Below are 17,332 nucleotides of genomic sequence, written 5' to 3' on the forward strand. Positions count from 1 at the left end.
GAGTCAATATAAAAACAAAATAGTGACACAGATCACTTAGTGGACGTTTTTTAATCTTTGGAAATTGATAAGTTGATCATATAAAACTTATTGACATTTATGTAAGTTTAAATTTGTCATTAAATTACATGTCAATTTATTGACGAGATTCACGCAAAAAGTGCTTGGAGGGATATATTTATAAGGTGCAGATCACGAAAAACCCGTTGTCAGTTCCATCATAAAAATGTGTGGTAAATTGATTGGGTACTAAGCAATCAGACGGTTTTGGCGAACCGTACTACAACATATTAACAGAACATCGAACGGGGAACTCGTATGATATCACCAGATGCTAAGATCAAGATACAAAATTTTGGTCGCTTCCTGTCAAACATGGTAATGCCTAATATCGGTGCATTCATTGCATGGGGTTTTATCACAGCTCTATTTATTCCAACCGGTTGGTTGCCAAATGAAACACTGGCAGCAATGGTTGGTCCAATGATTACCTACCTATTACCACTGCTGATCGGCTATACCGGCGGTAAGTTAGTCGGCGGAGATCGCGGCGCAGTAGTAGGTGCCATTACAACAATGGGTGTGATTGTCGGTACCGACATCCCAATGTTCATGGGCGCAATGATGGTCGGCCCAATGGGTGGCTGGGCAATCAAGAAATTCGATAACTACATCGACGGCAAAGTGAAAAGTGGTTTCGAGATGTTGGTGAACAACTTCTCAGCGGGCATCATCGGTATGGTGTGTGCAATCGTCGCTTTCTTCTTAATTGGTCCATTTGTCAAAGTACTATCAGGCGGCTTGGCAGCAGGCGTAAACTTCCTGGTTGCAGCTCACCTTTTACCTTTAACTTCTATCTTTGTTGAACCAGCAAAAATCCTGTTCCTGAACAACGCGATTAACCACGGTATTTTCTCACCATTGGGTATTCAACAAGCGGCGGAAACCGGTAAATCGATCTTCTTCCTAATCGAGGCAAACCCAGGTCCTGGTCTAGGTATCCTGCTAGCATACATAGTGTTTGGTAAAGGTACTGCTCGTCAGACTGCAGGTGGCGCATCGATCATCCACTTCTTTGGTGGTATCCACGAGATCTACTTCCCGTACGTACTGATGAACCCTCGTCTAATTTTGGCGGCAATCGCTGGCGGTATGACAGGTGTCTTTGTCCTAACTGTATTCAACGCAGGTATCGTTTCTCCAGCATCACCAGGTTCTATCTTCGCGGTATTGCTGATGACACCTAAGAGCGCGTTGGTTGGCGTACTGGCGTCCATTGCTTCAGCGGCTGCAGTGTCTTTCACAGTTGCGTCACTGCTACTTAAGACCCAAACCTCAACGGAAGAAGACGGCGACGGTGCTGCGCTTGAGAAAGCAACATCTCAGATGAAAGACATGAAGTCTGCGTCTAAAAGCAGCGCAGCAACCAGCGCTCAAGCAAAAGGTGACGTAAACCTAGCGACAGTTCAAACCATTATTGTTGCGTGTGATGCCGGCATGGGTTCAAGTGCAATGGGTGCGAGCTTACTGCGTAAGAAAGTACAAGAAGCTGGCTTGAACATCAGCGTGACTAACTTAGCAATCAACAGCCTGCCAGAAGATGTGGATATCGTTATCACCCACAAAGACCTGACAGACCGTGCGCGCAAACACGCTCCGAATGCACACCACATGTCTTTAACTAATTTCCTAGACGGTGAAATGTACAACAACCTAGTGACTCAATTGCTTGCCGCGCAAAAGCACGATGCAGCAAACGATGATCGCATGGTGAAAGTTTCTATCGTCGCCGCAAACGACGACAGCTTTGAGGTTCAAGCTTCGCCCGTATTCCAAATTCAACGTGAGAACATCCACCTAAACTTGTCAATGACGACGAAAGAAGAAGCCATTCGCTTTGCAGGTAATAAATTGGTCGAGATGGGCTACGTCGAACCAGAATACGTAGACGCAATGTTCGAACGAGAAAAGTTGGTTTCAACTTACTTAGGTGAATCTATCGCAGTACCACACGGTACGGTCGAAGCCAAAGATAAAGTGAAGAAAACGGGTATCGTGATCTGCCAATACCCGCAAGGTATCCAATTTACTGACGACAAAGATGATGTTGCCAAGCTGGTGATTGGTATCGCCGCGAAGAACGACGAGCACATCCAAGTCATTACAACCATTACCAATGCTCTAGACGATCCAGAGGCGATTGACACGCTGACCACGACCAAAGATGTAGAAGAAGTTCTCAACATCCTTGGCGGAGAGCAAGCTGCTTAATCCGTATCGGAACACCCTTTTGCTCCTGAGCAAAAACGAGGTCAGCTGTCGCCCCCCTTTAACAGTTGGCCTCACCCTAACGTCGTTAGCACATTTAATTGGTAGGTAAGTTATGAAAAACGCAGTTCATTTTGGCGCAGGTAATATCGGTCGAGGCTTTATTGGTAAATTGTTGGCAGACGCAGACGTAGAAGTAACGTTCGCCGATGTAGACGCTCCACTCGTCGATCAGTTGAGCCATAAACAAGAGTACAAAGTTAAAGTCGTTGGCACAGAATGCAAAATCGATACAGTCAACCACGTAACGGCGGTCAATTCAGCCAGTGATGACGTCATCGAGCGCATGGTACACACGGATCTAGTCACGACGGCTGTCGGTCCAAACGTACTGGATATTATCGCGAAGACCATCGCAACTGGTATCGCGAAACGCTTTGAAGCAGGTAACGAAGCGCCGCTGAATATCATCGCGTGTGAAAATATGGTTCGTGGTACGACCCATCTAAAAGGCGAAGTTTACAAACACTTAGACCAGTCGCTGCACGCAAAAGCAGATGAGCTGATCGGTTTTGTCGATTCCGCCGTTGACCGTATCGTTCCACCAGCAGAAGCGGCGAACGATGACCCACTGGAAGTCACGGTGGAAAGCTTTAGTGAGTGGATTGTGGATGAGCAACAGTTCAAAGGTGAAATTCCACGCATTGATGGCATGGAAACCACCAATAATCTGATGGCATTTGTTGAACGCAAATTGTTCACGCTCAATACGGGCCACTGCATCACCGCGTATCTTGGCTGCTTGAAAGGCCACCGAACTATTCGTGAAGCGATTGAAGACCCTGAGATCCACGCAGATGTAAAACAAGCGATGTCAGAGAGCGGAGAAGTACTGATTCGCCGTTATGATTTTGACCGCGATATGCATAATGCGTACATCGAGAAAATTCTGGGCCGTTTCGCCAACCCATATCTAGTTGATGAAGTTGACCGTGTTGGTCGTCAACCGATCAGAAAATTGGGTCCAAACGATAGATTGGTCAAACCTTTACTCGGTACTATCGAATATAACACTGAAAACCAAGCACTTTTAAAAGGCATCGCCGCCGCTTTGAAGTATACTAGCAGCGAAGATCCACAGGCGATTGAACTGCAAACGTCGCTAAAAGAACACGGCGTGCGCCAAACTGTTGCCCACTACACTGGTCTTGCAATAGACAGTGAAGAAGTCGCAAAGATTGAAGCAATCTATGCGTCTTTATAACAATAACTTGAGGGGAGCGATGTCTCCCCTTTTAAACGAAAACGACTAATTGGTATATGGCAGACAAACTTAACGAAACTGAGATTATAGAGCGATTAAACAATACCCCATCAGTACGCGGTTTCTTTATCGCTGCGGTGGACATTTTTAACGACTCTATCGATGCGCTGATACAAAGAATCTTTCGAAAAGATAACTTTGCGGTGCAGTCAGTCGTCGGGCCGCTACTTCAAGACTCCGGCCCTCTGGGTGATTTGTCTGTGCGTTTAAAGTTGTTGTATGGCTTGGGTGTTCTCCCAGACAACGTCTATCACGACATCGAAGATATCATCAAAATCAAGAATACACTGAACAGTGACGCTTCCGATTACGAGTTCACTGACCCTAATATTCTTGAACCCATCACCAAACTCAATTTGGTCCAAAGCCTTGGCATGGTACAACTTCAAGTCTCTGAACCCGATGATGATATCGACCTTGAGTTTTACCAACTGCAACTGCAACGCCAACAACAAATCATTAAATCCGGACTTTCTTTAGCCATTGTTGAGATCTGCAATGAGCTAGATAAGGAAAGTCCGTTTTGATGCTTGAGTTACACTAAAACCCTATGTTCATCGCGCTTACTGTTTTGAACCATCACTAGCTCTAGCCAGAGTTATCTCAAATCGCGTAAGACTCCTTTCCGAACTCACACTCACTGTCCCAGCATAGGCATAGATGATCGATTGGGTGATAGACAATCCTAATCCTGCCCCAACACTCCCTCGGTGCACACGCGATTTGTCCACGCGGTAAAAGCGGTCAAATAAATAAGGCAGGTTTTCTTTTGCAATCGTATCGCCTTGGTTGGCGACGGTAATGAGCACTACATCCTCTAACTCCTGAACGTTCAGTTCGATACAAGTTCCTGCATAAGCGTGCCTGATCGCATTAGAGAGTAGATTCCCCACCGCGCGCTCAAACATATTTTTATCCATGTACAGCTTGGCATCGCCCTGGTAAGTCATCGTGAGTGAGGCTTCTTCGGCAAGGATGTCATAGTAATCCACTAACCGTTCGATTTGCGCCTTCACAGAGAAACACTCGTCATTGCGATGAATCAGTTTGTTTTCCGCTTTGGCTATGTAGAGCAAGTCATTGATGGTCTTAGTGATGCGATTCAGCTCTTCCAAGGTGGATGCTAGCGCGTCTTGATACTCGTCTACCGAGCGTGCGCCGCCGAGCATCACTTGGTTCTGGGTCATAACATTGGTCAAGGGCGTCTTGAGTTCATGGGCAATATCGGATGAAAAGTCACTCAAACGCTGAAAGCCTAATTGCAATCGGTCCAGCATTGCATTGTGTTTTCTCGCCAAATCTTGCAACTCCGTCGGTAGCGACTCAGCGGGAAGGCGAAGATCCAGCTGTTCTGGAGTCACCTGTTGAATATGTTGGTTGAGCGACTCTATCGGCTTGAGACCTTTACTGACTACCAGCCAACTGTAGACAGAAGAAGCGACGAAGGCGGAACCCAGCGTCCAGAACAATATCCAAGCCAACTCTTCTAAAAACACAATGTGGTGATTGATACTCATCCCCAACACAACCACATAGCGATCCGACTTAAACGCAAACGCTCGAATGACTAATGAATCTTCGCGCCACTCTATTTCATTTTTACGGTTCAATATGTTGGGCGCCTTGGGAGTAAAACGCTGCGCTTGGGGAAAGGTCAAATTGGAATTTTTATAAATGACTTTATCTTTGTCGAACACCCACATGTACAGTGGCATATTCTTAGATTGTTCAAACACTTCTTGGGGAGAGGTCAGTAAGGTGTTTTCTATCGCGTTGAACTTACTGACAATGTAGTTGTAATCTTGGTTGAGAAAGTGCCGTTCGATGGCAAATTTGAGGATAAAGGCTAAGAGAAAATAGGAGACAAATGCCATTCCCACCAACATCAATAGCAGTTTTTTCTTCATCGAAAAAGTGCATCTCCCACTACGCATCATCTTGCGATTCCAGCTTGTATCCCATGCCTCGAATAGTATGAATCAATGCACTCTCAAACGGTTTATCCACTTTGTTTCGCAGCCGTTTGACCGCGACATCAATCACGTTGGTATCGCTATCAAAATTCATATCCCACACCAGTGACGCGATAGTGGTGCGAGAAAGAACCTGACCCGATTTACGCATCAAAAGTTCCAGCAGTGCATATTCTTTGGCGGTTAAGCTAATACTCTGCCCTGCGCGACTCGCAGTTCTTTTGATGATATCCAGTTCCAAGTCGGCTACGACGAGTACTTGTGATGAAATGTTGGTTTGCGATGGTGAGTGGTGGCGAAAAACATTTTGAATCCGCGCCAGCAGTTCCGCAAACGCGTATGGTTTAACCAAATAATCGTTAGCTCCTAATTCAAAGCCACGCACTCTGTCTTCGACCTGTTCTTTGGCGGTTAACATGATCACAGGCGTAACAATATCGCTGCTTCGAAGCGTATTTAACACCTGCCAACCATCCAGTTTGGGCAACATGATGTCGAGCAGAATCAAATCATATTCTTCACTGGTCGCATGGTAGAGTCCGTCAACTCCATCACTAACTAAATCGACCACATAGCCGGATTCAACCAAGCCTTTTTGCAGATATTCTCCGGCTTTTACTTCGTCTTCGACAATCAGTATTTTCAAAACTCGCGTACCTACTTCTCAGCAAATGTTCGTCACGCTCAGGTTAAAAGTAGGCAGAGAGTATGGCGTGAGCGACACCATCCTCTCTCAGATTTGACAACCATTATCGGTTATCGTCGCGCTCGGCGTAGTGCACCGTGACGTTGACGTTACCCAGAAACTCAATTTGGCCATCTTCGTTCATACGTTCTTGCACCGTCACGTAACCACCATCTTTTATGTGAGTGGTGCGGCTATCCACATCGTACTTCTGAATTCTCAATTCTTTGTATAGGTCACTTGCTGGCATCGCTTTTAACGAGGAAAGCTCAGACAGTGCATTTTGGTAAGCGGCTTCCGAACTAGACGCTGGAGCAACAGAAATTACTTTTACCTGCTCACGAGAAACATAATTACCACCAACGAAGTAAGGTTGTGCTAACGCCGATGCGCTGATTAGTGTCATAGAGGTTGCAAAAAGTGCTGCTTTTAATACGTTCATATTATTTTCCTTTCAGGGCTTGCTTTGTATGTGACCATTATTCAACACCGCACCTGACAAGACACTTTCAGCAAAATGACATTTTTGTCATGTTCGCTCTCCCACTTGAAAATGATTCTAGCTGCTTGTTTTATCTAGAAAATGTCGATACTCGACATTACTACTAAATCATACGACCCGCTCGACTTCTTTAAGTTCCTTATTTATCAGTAAATTAAGATTACGCCAAATAAATGAAACACCGTTCTATGTGACGACAATCTCGAATTCGTACATTTTAAATTGTCGATATTCGACATTTGTATATTCTTAAAATGTCGAATATCAACGGAGAGAGTTATGAGTGAGTTGTCGTCCACCATTAATAAAGAGCAAAACCCCGAGACAGAGCAGCTGTCCGAGTTGCCTTTAATGGAAGTACTGGAATTACTCAATGCGCACGACGCTAGTGTTGCAGTATCGATCAACAAAGTGCTGCCAGACGTCGCCAAAGCGGTTGAACTGATCGCCGCACAAATCAGACAAGGTGGCCGTCTATTCTATGTTGGAGCCGGAACCAGCGGCCGACTTGGTGTATTGGATTCAGCGGAATGTCCCCCTACATTCGGTACCGATCCTGCTTTAGTTCAGTCCATTATCGCGGGTGGCGTTGACGCTATGCTTGCTGCGGTGGAAGACATTGAAGACTGTACCGAGTCGGCCCCTGCCGAACTTCAACAGCGCCAGCTTACAGCGCAAGACGTAGTGCTAGGTATTGCAGCCAGCGGAAGAACTCCCTTTGTTATTTCAGCGCTAGATTACGCCAGACAAATCGGCGCTAAAACCATTGCTCTCAGTACCCGAGGTCCGGGACTCATTTCTCAACACGCGGATGTGTCTATTGCACCGGATGTCGGTGCAGAAGTGCTCGCAGGATCAACTCGAATGAAAAGCGGCTCAGCACAAAAGATGTTGCTGGGAATGCTAAGTACCTCGGTCATGCTCCAACTGGGCAAAGTCCACGGCAACCTGATGGTGGACGTAAAAGCGAATAACCAGAAGCTACGCATTAGAGCTCAACACATGGTGCAACAAATTTGTGAAGTGGGTGAGCTAACCGCCGCCAATCTGTTGGATGCGGTGGATTACAATGTGCGTGCAGCGGTTTTGCTGCACACGTTGGACACTTCACCTTCGAAAGCGCTTGCGCTTGCGGCGCAACCCTTCCAACCTCTGAAACAGCAGTTACTGCAAGGAAAATAACATGGCAAATAAGATAGAACATCTAGAACTGATTGCCGATCAAATTGAGCAGCATATTGGCGGCTTTGACAATGTCGCGACTCTGACCAACTGCATGACACGCGTGCGTATCGTGCTAAAAGACCGCTCTTTGTTCAACATGGATGCACTGCGTGATGTCGAAGGCATTAAAGGAGTCGTCGATGCCGGAGAGCAGTATCAAATCATCGTCGGAATGGGCACTGCGGCCAAAGTCGCAGGTGTGCTGAACAAACGCATGAGAGGCGCTGGTGTTGAAGAAGAATCCACGGATACTCCTGTTGCCCAACCCTTCTCTATTCGTCGTGCTCTCAACACATTAGCCGCAATCTTTGTACCGACGATTCCGGCTCTGATCGGTTGTGGTCTCATTTTGGGGATGGTGAACATATTCAAACTCGTCGCCCCAGACTTTGTTGCCGCCAACCCAGATATCTTTACGTTATTCACCGTGGTTGGCAAAGCGGTATTCGCGGTGCTTTCTGTCATGATCGGTATGAATACCGCCAAAGAACTTCAAGCATCCCCTGCAATTGGCGCGGTAATGGCTGCGGTTTTAGCCGCACCGGGTCTTGCCAACGTTGAGTTGTTTGGGAACGCATTAGTACCGGGCGGCGGCGGCATGTTTGCTGTGCTGTTGGTCTGCGTATTTTCTTCTAAGTTTGAACTTTGGTTCCGTAGCCACTGTAAAGAGAGTCTCGATCTTATCTTTACTCCGACGGTGACGATTTTGGTGTCGTCAGCGGTAGCCTTATTTATCTTGCAACCCATCGCGCACGCGGTAAACGTGTGGCTAGGTAACTTAGTCTCGGTTGCACTGCTTAACGAATCGGCAGGTTCGGTAGCGGTTGGCGGTATCTTGGGTGGCGGCTTCTTGTTCTTACTATTAACAGGCTTACACCAAGGTCTTATCCCTATTCACGCACAAATTCTTGAGACATTTGGCCTCAACTACCTGTTCCCAATTTTGGCGATGGGTGGCATGGGACAAGTCGGCGCAGCAGCGTACGTTTACCTTAAGTCGAAAAATGAACGTCTGAAGAAGACCATCACGGGTGCACTACCAGTCGGTATTCTGGGTGTAGGAGAACCTTTGCTGTTTGGTGTATCGCTACCGTTGGGTAAAACCTTTATTGCTGGTTGTATTGGCGGCTTTGCGGGTGGTGCCATGATGGCTGCCTTCAAGATTGGCATCATCATTCCGTTTGGTACTGCTGGGCTTTCTCTGATTCCTCTCGTAGGTGAAGGTCAGATCCCATCGTTCCTTCTTGCGGTAGTATGTGCATGGATTGTCGGCTTTATCGCGTCGATGCTATTAGGATTTACCGATCCAGTCGAAAAGCCAGCGAAAAATCGCTAATATCACCCCGTCGTACAATTCGCTGCGACGGGACGATTTAACTGCAGAGGCATCAATGGAAAGCATCATTAATAAAGTCAAAACACTCGCTCATTCAACCAACCTGAACGAGCAAAAAATTTCGCACTTTATTATTGAGCAGCAATTTGACCTCGCTAAGTTTAGCGCCACCAAAGTCGGCGCTAAGCTGGGCATCAGCGATTCATCGGTGATTCGTTATGCCAAGAGCATCGGTTGCAGTGGCTTTCCCGATTTAAAACTAAAGCTGGCGGCACTCGCGCCGCAGGCAAAAAAGTTACCCACTCAGTCTGTCTATGCAGAAATCGAAAGCAGTGACTCGACCCAAGCCATTATCGAGAAATCCAAAAACTTATTTACCAGTAAGATCGAGCAATCCTTAAGCCTGATTGATACCGACACCATTGAACGCAGTGCTGAGTTACTGCTGAAGGCAAATAAGATTCTGCTTTCCGGTATCGGCGCTTCTGCATTGGTCGCCGCCGACATCAACCACAAGCTGATTCGCTCTGGTTTCAACGTGCAATTCAATCTCGATTACCACATTCAAATCGTTCAGGCTTCGCTACTGAAAAAAGGCGATGTGTTACTGGTGGTATCGGCGCGAGGTAACACTCAAGAAGTGTTGGCCGCAATTGAAAAAGCGCGCGCCAACGGTGCAAAAGTCATCGCATTGACTCGTTACGGCAAAGGCAAAGTGGCCCAGCTGTCGGATTTCGTTATTCCTTATAGCTACACCGAAGAGCACAATCAATTGGGAATGGTGACGCCACAACTGCTGCAGATGATTGCTTTCGACATCCTGTTTTTCAAACTCAATACGCTGACCGATTCTGTCAGCATGAACACTGCGTTGGATTCACTTCGTCAAATTCAACGCTAACGAGGTTCCCGATATGAAAATGGGCAAAGATCCCGACTATCGTTTTTCTCTTGCCAACGAACGGACGTTTCTCGCTTGGATACGCACAGCACTCGCTTTCCTAGCAACATCAATAGGCATTGATTTGCTCAGTGCTACCCACGACAGCCCAATTCTTCGCCACAGCGAATGGGTAACGCCCGGTTTAGCGAGTGTCGCTCTGGTGACCGCCGTTTGGGCATTTTTGCGTTGGTATCAGAATGAGAAAGCGATGCGACTTGAAGACCCATTCAAATACAGCAATAGCCTGATTGCGATAACCTTAGTCGTTGTCAGCTTCGCCTCTTTGGTCGGGTACTTGGCGATATGAAATCCTCACCGCTTGAACGCGATCCAGGGCTACAACGAGAGCGCACCCAACTGGCGTGGACACGCAGCGCGTTGGTGATGACCACGGGGACTATGCTGCTGATCAAAGTTGGCTCACTCTCCATCTTGCAATACTTGCTGCTATTGGTTGCACTGTGGTTGTTCCTCAACCAGATTGTCAGGCGCAAAACCGAAATCGCGACTCAAGCCAATGTGGTGCATCGAAAAATGTTAATTCGCAACCTTTGGATTACCTGTGCAGTAGCACTCGCCGCATTATGGGTCTGTCTGCACTAGTTTTGTGTGAGTATAAATGCAAAAGCCACCGGCTTTGTTGCAGAAATCGAATGAACTAAATCAGAATCTTACGATCAGATCAGGGACATTCACTTACTTACTTTAATTTCATGCCGAAACCTCGTTACAAAACCACTAACTGGCGCAAGTACAATAACTCCCTAGTCAACCGAGGCTCACTCACGTTTTGGATTGACGCAGAAGCGATAACTGAGTGGAGACAAACTAAGCAGGATAGACGTGGTAGACCACGATTGTTTAGTGACCTAGCTATCACAACTGCTCTCATTTTTTTCCTTGCCTTTAAGGGCGTTGCAAGGCTTTATCGACTCCGTTTTTAGATTGGCATGTTCCATTGGTTTGTCCCCACTATACCTGCATAAGTCGCCGAGCTAAGGATGTCTAGGTTTGCTTTAAAACTTATTCACGAGGCACTATTCAGCATCTAGCCATTGATGCAGCTGAACTGACACTATCAAGCGTGACAGATGCGGAAGTACTCCCCAATCTACTCAAACAAACACGCAGAACCAGCAAGGAGATCTCGGGAGATGGCGCATACGATACAAGGGAGTGCCACAGGGCGATTAGGGTTAAGAAAGCGATACCTCTAATCCCTTCGCGTGAGGGAGCAGCCTTCTGGGAAAAGGGGCATCCACGCAATCTGGCGGTTGGCTGCCAGAAGCTCTATGGGTCGAACAAAAAGTGGAAACAGAAGTATGGTTATCACAGACGTTCACTGTCTGAAACCGCTATGTATCGCGTGAAACAGTTACTTGGAGCATCACTCACTCTTCGTAATTACAATGCACAAGTTGGGGAGACTTACGCCATGATCAAAGCACTCAACAAGTTAACAGGGATAGGTATGCCCGAAACTCAGCATATCGTTTAAAAGGTGTACGATTTAGCTAGCGTCCGATCGTAAGCTGAATTCAGCAACAAAGCCCATTTTGGATGGTTATCGAGATACTGATTGCTTCTTCTTAAAGGTAAAAGCGGCTTTCCGGGAAAAGCCGCGATATAGTAAATCTATCTTATTTTTTACTTACACTCACCCACTAGAGTCCAAGGGCCACCTAAATCTGGTTGATTTGCATCTGAATACCATTTTGCTTCATAGATTGCTCCTTCATATGTAACTCGTTCTCCCCCTTGATATACAGTACCTAATGTCCATACATCAGGACATGATATACCTTCTTCAAAGGTCACACTTAATGACATATCGGAAGAAACATTATTGATGGTGATATTATTACTTACTGGGTAATCAACACCATCTAATTTAATAGAAGCAACTTGGTAGCCATCATCAGGAATAAAATTAATCGTGAAGTCTTGACCTCCTGTTGCCATGAGAATACCGAATGAATCAGGTGTCGGAGATACAGAACCTCCAGTAGTGGCAACATTTACGGAAATTGAGTATAACACTGGGATATAGATTGTTACTTCATTAAAGTCGCCAGAAAATCCACTAAAGTTCGATGCACTTAAGTCATTTACTTGTACATTTTGTAAGACAACTTTTTTGTCTGTATCTGAAAAGATGAGTTAACTGCTACCAATTTCGCCTATTAATGAAGCTTTTTTATTTGTTCCATCCATTCGGTAAATGATTTCGTCAATCTTTTTTTGGCAATTTCTTTATCAGACAAAGAGTATAAAAAATCCGGAAAGAAGCCCTCAATATAATAAACAGTAGATATTAAAATATTAACTTCGGTATTTTCCGAATTTTTTCAATAAACTCGACATTACGACCCATGTATTTGTTTGTTACTTAAATGATATTTTAACACCTTTTTCTTGAGTAGGTTCATTTCGTCTGACAGCAATTCAAATTGATTTAACAAACAATCATCAGTATTTTTTTGATTTGAAAGAACAATATGGATATGTTCATGACAATAGGTGTACAAGTCTGGATCTAATTTAGACATGCATCACCTACATTAATCTAATGACAAAGCATACAAATTACTTAATAAGAAGGAATTTTCTGTTTCAGGAACGCTATTAAGATCGAATACTTCACATACTGACTTATTCAATGATTCAATGACTCAATAGAATGAAAGTGCTCATAGGATGCGATTTCAGAAAATATCTCATTATCAAGTGCGTGTTCTATGGGTGTATTGTTGTTAATTCTGGTTACTGCATTAGCTAAATGCATGATTATCATGCTGAATTATTCGAATTCAATATCGACATTTAAACTTTTTGATATTAATTTCACAGCAGTTAAAGACCCGACTTTCACATTTTCTGAAATCAGGCCAGATTCAAAAAGAATATTCAGCTTATTTTCCATATTTAAATTCCATCTATTAACTTTAATAGGAAGGTAAAATTAACTTGTCACAGACTGCCTTTTGATGAGAAAAAATTTTATCAAGACTTAAAGAATTAGATAGATAATTTACAAGGAATTCGTTTTCCTTGTTTACAAGTAGAACTGCACTAGATGATTCTTCTTTATGATCGTGTTCAATAGGCTCATTTTCCAATCCTAAAATACCCAAAACACCTAAGTCGGAAACTTCCCATACCATTGCGTCGATCAGACCATCGCTAATAGCATTTAGACCACTGGTGTAACTGATATTGACATATTTTACATTTTCCTTAGCAAAAATTTTATTTGTTAAGATAATTTGGTCTGGTGAATCTGGGTCTATTCCGACTGTTCTTATGTTTTCTTTCTCTTTTTTTCGATGAATAAGGTGATGACCAACTGTGTAAGTGCCAGAGCCAAGATTTAATGCTAGTTTATAATTACCTGATTTTAGGAGTGATTGAGAAGCCAGAGAAGACATAACAGCTATATCACAAGTACCGTTTAGTAAGCATTCTCCGCGAAATGATGCACCATTCATGTATGCAAAATAAATATTTGGCAATTGATCTTTTATAGCACTAGCAAGACCCTCATACTTTTTATTATAAGGTAAAGGCATAGAGCATATTAGTTTTGAAATACCACAAGCATCAAACAACCTTTTATAGTCTTTTTTGACAAGAAATGTCCCATTACGCCCGCCTTTATTTAATAACAACAACTTTTCTTGCTCTAATGTTTTCAATGCCCTAGAAACATAACCAACTGAAATATCTAAATTTTCAGCCAAGGATTCAACAGTTTCTAATTTTTCCCCATCTTCAATAGTCAAAAGGTACCGAGCCAATGAAACAAGGGCCATCCCTTCTTTGTTTAAGTACTTTTCAATCATATTATAAAATTCAAAATTTTGTTTATTTAATAATAAACATACATAACCCTTACTGTAACCACAACCCAGACATGGACTAAATGCGATTAACTTCAATATTTTGAAGATAAGGAATAACTCGCCACACGAAATAAATCACATTAAAATCAACAATTTAAAAGGAAATTCTATTTTAATCAAAAAACAAACAGACCAAAAAACAAGCAAAGGTGTGACACGGATACTATTTATTCAAAATTTTGTAGATTAAAATTATTGAGAATTCACATAGTTCAAGTTTGGAGGGAATGATGAAAATATTCTTATGCTGCTCAGCAGGGATGTCTACAAGTATGTTAGTTAACAAAATGCAACAAGCCGCGAAGCAAATGGGAATTGAGTGTGAAATTAACGCCTATTCAATTTCTGAATTTGAAGACCGTTTAAAAGAAAACGATGTATGCCTTGTTGCTCCTCAAGTGAAATTTCAATTCGAAAACTTTAAACACAGAGCCGAAGAACAAGGCAAAGCTTGCGGCTTAATTGAAATGATTGATTACGGAATGATGAAAGGTGATGAAATCCTAAATCAAGCAATCGCTCTATACAGCTCTCTTAAATAAAAGGATATAGAAATATGAGTGCTATGAATAAAATCACAAACATGGTTGAAAAGGTGATCACTCCAATCGCCTATAAGGTTTCAACCCAACCCCATATAAACGCGATTAAAGATGGGTTTGTAGCAACGATGCCTTTCTTAATCGTTGGTTCTCTACTTTTGGTTTTGGCTTTCCCTCCTGGTACAAGTAATGCGTTTTTACAAGGATGGCAATCAATTGTCGAATCCATTGGTCAAGGAAATATCCTCTCTTCATTTCAAGTTAGTATGGGGATTTTTTCCTTATATGCCGCATTCAGTATTGGTTTTAGTCTTGCTGAGCATTACAAATTAAGGGCACTCAACACGGGTTTATTGTCTATGTTCACGTTTCTTTTAGCGGCTGCGCCAATAAAATTTATTCCCGACCATGGCGGTATAATGCCAATCGCACATATGGGTGGCGCGGGCGCATTTACAGCAATCCTTTGCGGATTGTTTGTACCTGAATTACAACGTCTACTGATTAAGTACAATATTCGACTAAAACTTCCTGAAGCAGTACCACCAAAAATTTCAGCTTCATTCGATCTACTCATTCCGATCGTATTTCTTACTGTCATCGTCGTTTCCCTTAATGTAGTTCTTGGTTATAACGAGATGACTATACCAAGTGCTGTCATGGAAATTTTCAAACCGATTGTGGCCGCTTCTGACTCATTTTTTGCATGTTTATTGGCTGTAATTGTGATTCAACTATTATGGTTTGCTGGTATCCATGGTTCTCAAGTTGTCGTCGTTGGAATTTTATACCCTATTTTGATGGTTAACTTAGGTCTGAACCAAGATGCCCTTGCCGCTGGACAAGAAATCCCTAAAATATTCGTAAATCCAGTTCTTGATTTCTTTATTTTCGTTGGTGGTGCTGGCGGTACGCTAGGATTTGTCGTTTTAATGATGCGTTCTAAAGCCACCCATTTAAAAACCATTGGTCGAATGTCAATTATTCCTGGAGCATTTAATATTAACGAACCCGTGATTTTCGGTACACCTATTGTAATGAATGTTAACTATTTCATTCCTTGGATGTTATCCCCAATTGTTAATACTTGTATCGTTTGGATTGCATTTAAAACTGACTTCATATCAAAAGTTGTTGCTTTACCACCGTGGACAATGCCAGCGCCTATTGGTGCAGTAATGGCAACGAATTCCAGTATGGCAGCAATCGTAGTTTTGGTTTGTGTTCTGGTAAGTATGGCAATTTTTTATCCATTTTTTAAAGCACATGAAAAACAATTATTAGTTGAAGAAAACCGTAATAATAAATCAGAACTAGATTCTAACTTAACATCGAATAAGCCAATTACAGAATAACGGGTAAAATTTATGGAAATTAATCAAGCTAGTGATATTAATGAAGAGTTTTTAATGACTTTACTTTGTACTGTAGGTGAAGCTAAATCATCTTTCATGCAGGCTATGTTAGAAGCACGTCTTAAAAATTTCGACCAATCTTATGAAATGATAGCTATAGGTGATGAAGCGTTAGCAAATGTCCATAAACGCCAAACCAGTCTTATTGGATTCGACGAAGGGACAGGGAAAGTGCCAATGACATTAATTCTCACGCATATACAAGATCATATTATGACAACAATGTTATGTAGGGATTTAGCATTAGAAATTATTGAACTTAGAAAAGAGTTTAGCGGTGAATAAGATGAAGAAGCGTATTTTTGACTTAACAAAAGAAGACATTACCAAAATATCACGCCGTGATCTTGTTGACTGCATTAGGCACTCAGAAGGTCGTTCGATGATGGTTGAAAATGTAGTGTCAGCCGAACCACCATTTGATCTCGTCTCAGGAGCTGAGATTGCTGCAAGCCTGGGGGCTGATTTCATTACGCTAAACTGCCTTGATGTCTTTGATCCTAAAGCCAATGTCAATGGAGCCGCGAATCATCAAGTAAAAGAGTATTTCACGATTGAAGAGCTAAAAGAACTGAGCGGACGTATTATTGGTTGTAACCTAGAACCCGTCCCTCATGACTTTTCCAATATTGCAATCGGACGCTCTGTAACAAGAGAAACTGTAGAAGAAGTGGTTAGGCTTGGTTTGAAATATGTCATGCTGACTGGAAATCCTGGAATGCAAGTATCCCAAGAAACCATTTTAGATGCCATTCGCCTTGTTCGTGAAATATCCGACGACTTATTAATCATTGCAGGGAAAATGCACGGTGGTGGTATTGGTAATGACTACAACCTTGATATCGTGAAAGACTTTTCTTCCGCCGGTGCAGATATTGTTATGTTCCCTGCACCATATACGACTCCTGGCGTTACGCCTGAAATTGCTTATCAAATGATGTCTGCTGTTCATGAAAATAATATGTTGGGGCTATTAGCTATTGGCACGTCTCAAGAAGGCGCTGGTGAACAATATATAGAAAAAGTCACCATGGCTTCAAAAGCTGCCGGGGCTGATATTGTTCATATCGGGGATGGTGGTTATGGAGGGCTCGCTGTACCAGAAAATATTATTCGTATGGGAATGACTATTCGAGGTCGTCGTCATCAATTTAAAAGGATGGCAAACCGTCGATAATTATATTCAAATTAATCCACACCAAAAAATTTAATAGTTAA

At 43.2% G+C, this 17,332-nt stretch carries 17 protein-coding genes and 1 pseudogene; 13 read left to right on the plus strand and 5 right to left on the minus strand.

Annotated features, from left to right (window positions below; genetic code table 11):
- Positions 1-318 precede the first annotated feature (318 nt).
- From HCZ42_RS02375 to HCZ42_RS02385, 3 genes are all read left to right on the plus strand, one after another.
- A complete protein-coding gene (locus HCZ42_RS02375; protein WP_167419173.1) occupies positions 319-2,271 on the plus strand; it encodes a PTS mannitol transporter subunit IICBA in 1,953 nt (650 codons plus the stop codon).
- Positions 2,272-2,383: 112 nt separating this feature from the next.
- Positions 2,384-3,532: a mannitol-1-phosphate 5-dehydrogenase gene (locus HCZ42_RS02380; protein ID WP_167419174.1), complete on the plus strand. Its 1,149-nt coding sequence runs from the start codon at positions 2,384-2,386 to the stop codon at positions 3,530-3,532.
- 56 nt (positions 3,533-3,588) lie between these two features.
- Entirely contained in the window at positions 3,589-4,119 is a 531-nt protein-coding gene (locus HCZ42_RS02385; protein WP_167419175.1) for an MltR family transcriptional regulator, read from the plus strand.
- 36 nt (positions 4,120-4,155) lie between these two features.
- Here HCZ42_RS02385 and HCZ42_RS02390 read toward each other — a convergent pair whose 3' ends face one another.
- The 3 genes from HCZ42_RS02390 to HCZ42_RS02400 form a co-directional block, all read right to left on the minus strand.
- Positions 4,156-5,526: a heavy metal sensor histidine kinase gene (locus HCZ42_RS02390; protein ID WP_439848980.1), complete on the minus strand. Its 1,371-nt coding sequence runs from the start codon at positions 5,524-5,526 to the stop codon at positions 4,156-4,158.
- Complete coding sequence (locus HCZ42_RS02395; RefSeq protein ID WP_167419177.1) at positions 5,519-6,211, minus strand: heavy metal response regulator transcription factor; 693 nt, start codon at positions 6,209-6,211, stop codon at positions 5,519-5,521. Before HCZ42_RS02395 ends, HCZ42_RS02390 begins: the two co-directional genes overlap by 8 nt.
- A 103-nt stretch (positions 6,212-6,314) precedes the next feature.
- Complete coding sequence (locus tag HCZ42_RS02400) at positions 6,315-6,692, minus strand: DUF3316 domain-containing protein (RefSeq protein WP_167419178.1); 378 nt, start codon at positions 6,690-6,692, stop codon at positions 6,315-6,317.
- Between the two features lie 339 nt (positions 6,693-7,031).
- Between HCZ42_RS02400 and murQ the strand changes: the two genes are divergently transcribed.
- The 6 genes and pseudogenes from murQ (at position 7,032) to HCZ42_RS02430 (ending at position 11,753) form a co-directional block, all read left to right on the plus strand.
- Positions 7,032-7,934 (plus strand): N-acetylmuramic acid 6-phosphate etherase, encoded by a 903-nt coding sequence (murQ, locus tag HCZ42_RS02405; protein WP_167419179.1) that lies wholly within the window; start codon positions 7,032-7,034, stop codon positions 7,932-7,934.
- Between the two features lies 1 nt (position 7,935).
- Positions 7,936-9,312: a PTS transporter subunit EIIC gene (locus HCZ42_RS02410; protein ID WP_167419180.1), complete on the plus strand. Its 1,377-nt coding sequence runs from the start codon at positions 7,936-7,938 to the stop codon at positions 9,310-9,312.
- Positions 9,313-9,367: 55 nt separating this feature from the next.
- On the plus strand, positions 9,368-10,213 hold the full coding sequence (locus tag HCZ42_RS02415; RefSeq protein ID WP_167419181.1) for a MurR/RpiR family transcriptional regulator: 846 nt from the start codon (positions 9,368-9,370) through the stop codon (positions 10,211-10,213).
- Positions 10,214-10,226: 13 nt separating this feature from the next.
- Positions 10,227-10,562 carry a YidH family protein gene (locus HCZ42_RS02420; RefSeq protein ID WP_167419182.1) on the plus strand — a complete coding sequence of 112 codons (336 nt, stop codon included), beginning with the start codon at positions 10,227-10,229 and terminating at the stop codon, positions 10,560-10,562.
- Entirely contained in the window at positions 10,559-10,858 is a 300-nt protein-coding gene (locus tag HCZ42_RS02425) for a DUF202 domain-containing protein (RefSeq protein WP_167419183.1), read from the plus strand. Before HCZ42_RS02420 ends, HCZ42_RS02425 begins: the two co-directional genes overlap by 4 nt.
- A 110-nt stretch (positions 10,859-10,968) precedes the next feature.
- A pseudogene (locus HCZ42_RS02430) lies at positions 10,969-11,753 on the plus strand (IS5 family transposase).
- 149 nt (positions 11,754-11,902) lie between these two features.
- On the opposite strand, the gene HCZ42_RS02435 reads toward HCZ42_RS02430, so the two are convergent.
- A complete protein-coding gene (locus tag HCZ42_RS02435; RefSeq protein WP_167419184.1) occupies positions 11,903-12,217 on the minus strand; it encodes a carbohydrate-binding protein in 315 nt (104 codons plus the stop codon).
- Positions 12,218-13,200: 983 nt separating this feature from the next.
- On the minus strand, positions 13,201-14,097 hold the full coding sequence (gene yhfZ, locus HCZ42_RS02440; protein ID WP_167419185.1) for a GntR family transcriptional regulator YhfZ: 897 nt from the start codon (positions 14,095-14,097) through the stop codon (positions 13,201-13,203).
- 290 nt (positions 14,098-14,387) lie between these two features.
- Between yhfZ and HCZ42_RS02445 the strand changes: the two genes are divergently transcribed.
- Genes HCZ42_RS02445 through HCZ42_RS02460 form a run of 4 tightly spaced genes read left to right on the plus strand, consistent with a single transcriptional unit; the run spans position 14,388 to position 17,291 of the window.
- Positions 14,388-14,699, plus strand: coding sequence for a PTS sugar transporter subunit IIB (locus tag HCZ42_RS02445; RefSeq protein WP_175579365.1), 312 nt, complete (start codon positions 14,388-14,390; stop codon positions 14,697-14,699).
- A 14-nt stretch (positions 14,700-14,713) separates the two neighbouring features.
- On the plus strand, positions 14,714-16,054 hold the full coding sequence (locus HCZ42_RS02450; protein ID WP_167419187.1) for a PTS sugar transporter subunit IIC: 1,341 nt from the start codon (positions 14,714-14,716) through the stop codon (positions 16,052-16,054).
- Between the two features lie 12 nt (positions 16,055-16,066).
- Complete coding sequence (locus HCZ42_RS02455; protein WP_254868873.1) at positions 16,067-16,399, plus strand: PTS lactose/cellobiose transporter subunit IIA; 333 nt, start codon at positions 16,067-16,069, stop codon at positions 16,397-16,399.
- Between the two features lies 1 nt (position 16,400).
- Positions 16,401-17,291 (plus strand): DUF7916 family protein, encoded by an 891-nt coding sequence (locus HCZ42_RS02460; protein WP_167419188.1) that lies wholly within the window; start codon positions 16,401-16,403, stop codon positions 17,289-17,291.
- The last annotated feature ends 41 nt before the right edge of the window (positions 17,292-17,332 follow it).

Source organism: Vibrio hepatarius (assembly GCF_011806575.1).
GTDB classification, from domain to species: Bacteria; Pseudomonadota; Gammaproteobacteria; order Enterobacterales; family Vibrionaceae; genus Vibrio; species Vibrio hepatarius_A.

Bases quoted from the DNA above. Each gene is read 5' to 3' on its own strand.
- HCZ42_RS02375 (WP_167419173.1), top strand. From the start codon at position 319: ATGATATCACCAGATGCTAAGATCAAGATACAAAATTTTGGTCGCTTC.
- HCZ42_RS02380 (WP_167419174.1), top strand. From the start codon at position 2,384: ATGAAAAACGCAGTTCATTTTGGCGCAGGTAATATCGGTCGAGGCTTT.
- HCZ42_RS02385 (WP_167419175.1), top strand. From the start codon at position 3,589: ATGGCAGACAAACTTAACGAAACTGAGATTATAGAGCGATTAAACAAT.
- HCZ42_RS02390 (WP_439848980.1), bottom strand. From the start codon at position 5,526: ATGCGTAGTGGGAGATGCACTTTTTCGATGAAGAAAAAACTGCTATTG.
- HCZ42_RS02400 (WP_167419178.1), bottom strand. From the start codon at position 6,692: ATGAACGTATTAAAAGCAGCACTTTTTGCAACCTCTATGACACTAATC.
- murQ (WP_167419179.1), top strand. From the start codon at position 7,032: ATGAGTGAGTTGTCGTCCACCATTAATAAAGAGCAAAACCCCGAGACA.
- HCZ42_RS02410 (WP_167419180.1), top strand. From the start codon at position 7,936: ATGGCAAATAAGATAGAACATCTAGAACTGATTGCCGATCAAATTGAG.
- HCZ42_RS02415 (WP_167419181.1), top strand. From the start codon at position 9,368: ATGGAAAGCATCATTAATAAAGTCAAAACACTCGCTCATTCAACCAAC.
- HCZ42_RS02420 (WP_167419182.1), top strand. From the start codon at position 10,227: ATGAAAATGGGCAAAGATCCCGACTATCGTTTTTCTCTTGCCAACGAA.
- HCZ42_RS02425 (WP_167419183.1), top strand. From the start codon at position 10,559: ATGAAATCCTCACCGCTTGAACGCGATCCAGGGCTACAACGAGAGCGC.
- HCZ42_RS02435 (WP_167419184.1), bottom strand. From the start codon at position 12,217: ATGGCAACAGGAGGTCAAGACTTCACGATTAATTTTATTCCTGATGAT.
- yhfZ (WP_167419185.1), bottom strand. From the start codon at position 14,097: ATGATTGAAAAGTACTTAAACAAAGAAGGGATGGCCCTTGTTTCATTG.
- HCZ42_RS02445 (WP_175579365.1), top strand. From the start codon at position 14,388: ATGAAAATATTCTTATGCTGCTCAGCAGGGATGTCTACAAGTATGTTA.
- HCZ42_RS02450 (WP_167419187.1), top strand. From the start codon at position 14,714: ATGAGTGCTATGAATAAAATCACAAACATGGTTGAAAAGGTGATCACT.
- HCZ42_RS02455 (WP_254868873.1), top strand. From the start codon at position 16,067: ATGGAAATTAATCAAGCTAGTGATATTAATGAAGAGTTTTTAATGACT.
- HCZ42_RS02460 (WP_167419188.1), top strand. From the start codon at position 16,401: ATGAAGAAGCGTATTTTTGACTTAACAAAAGAAGACATTACCAAAATA.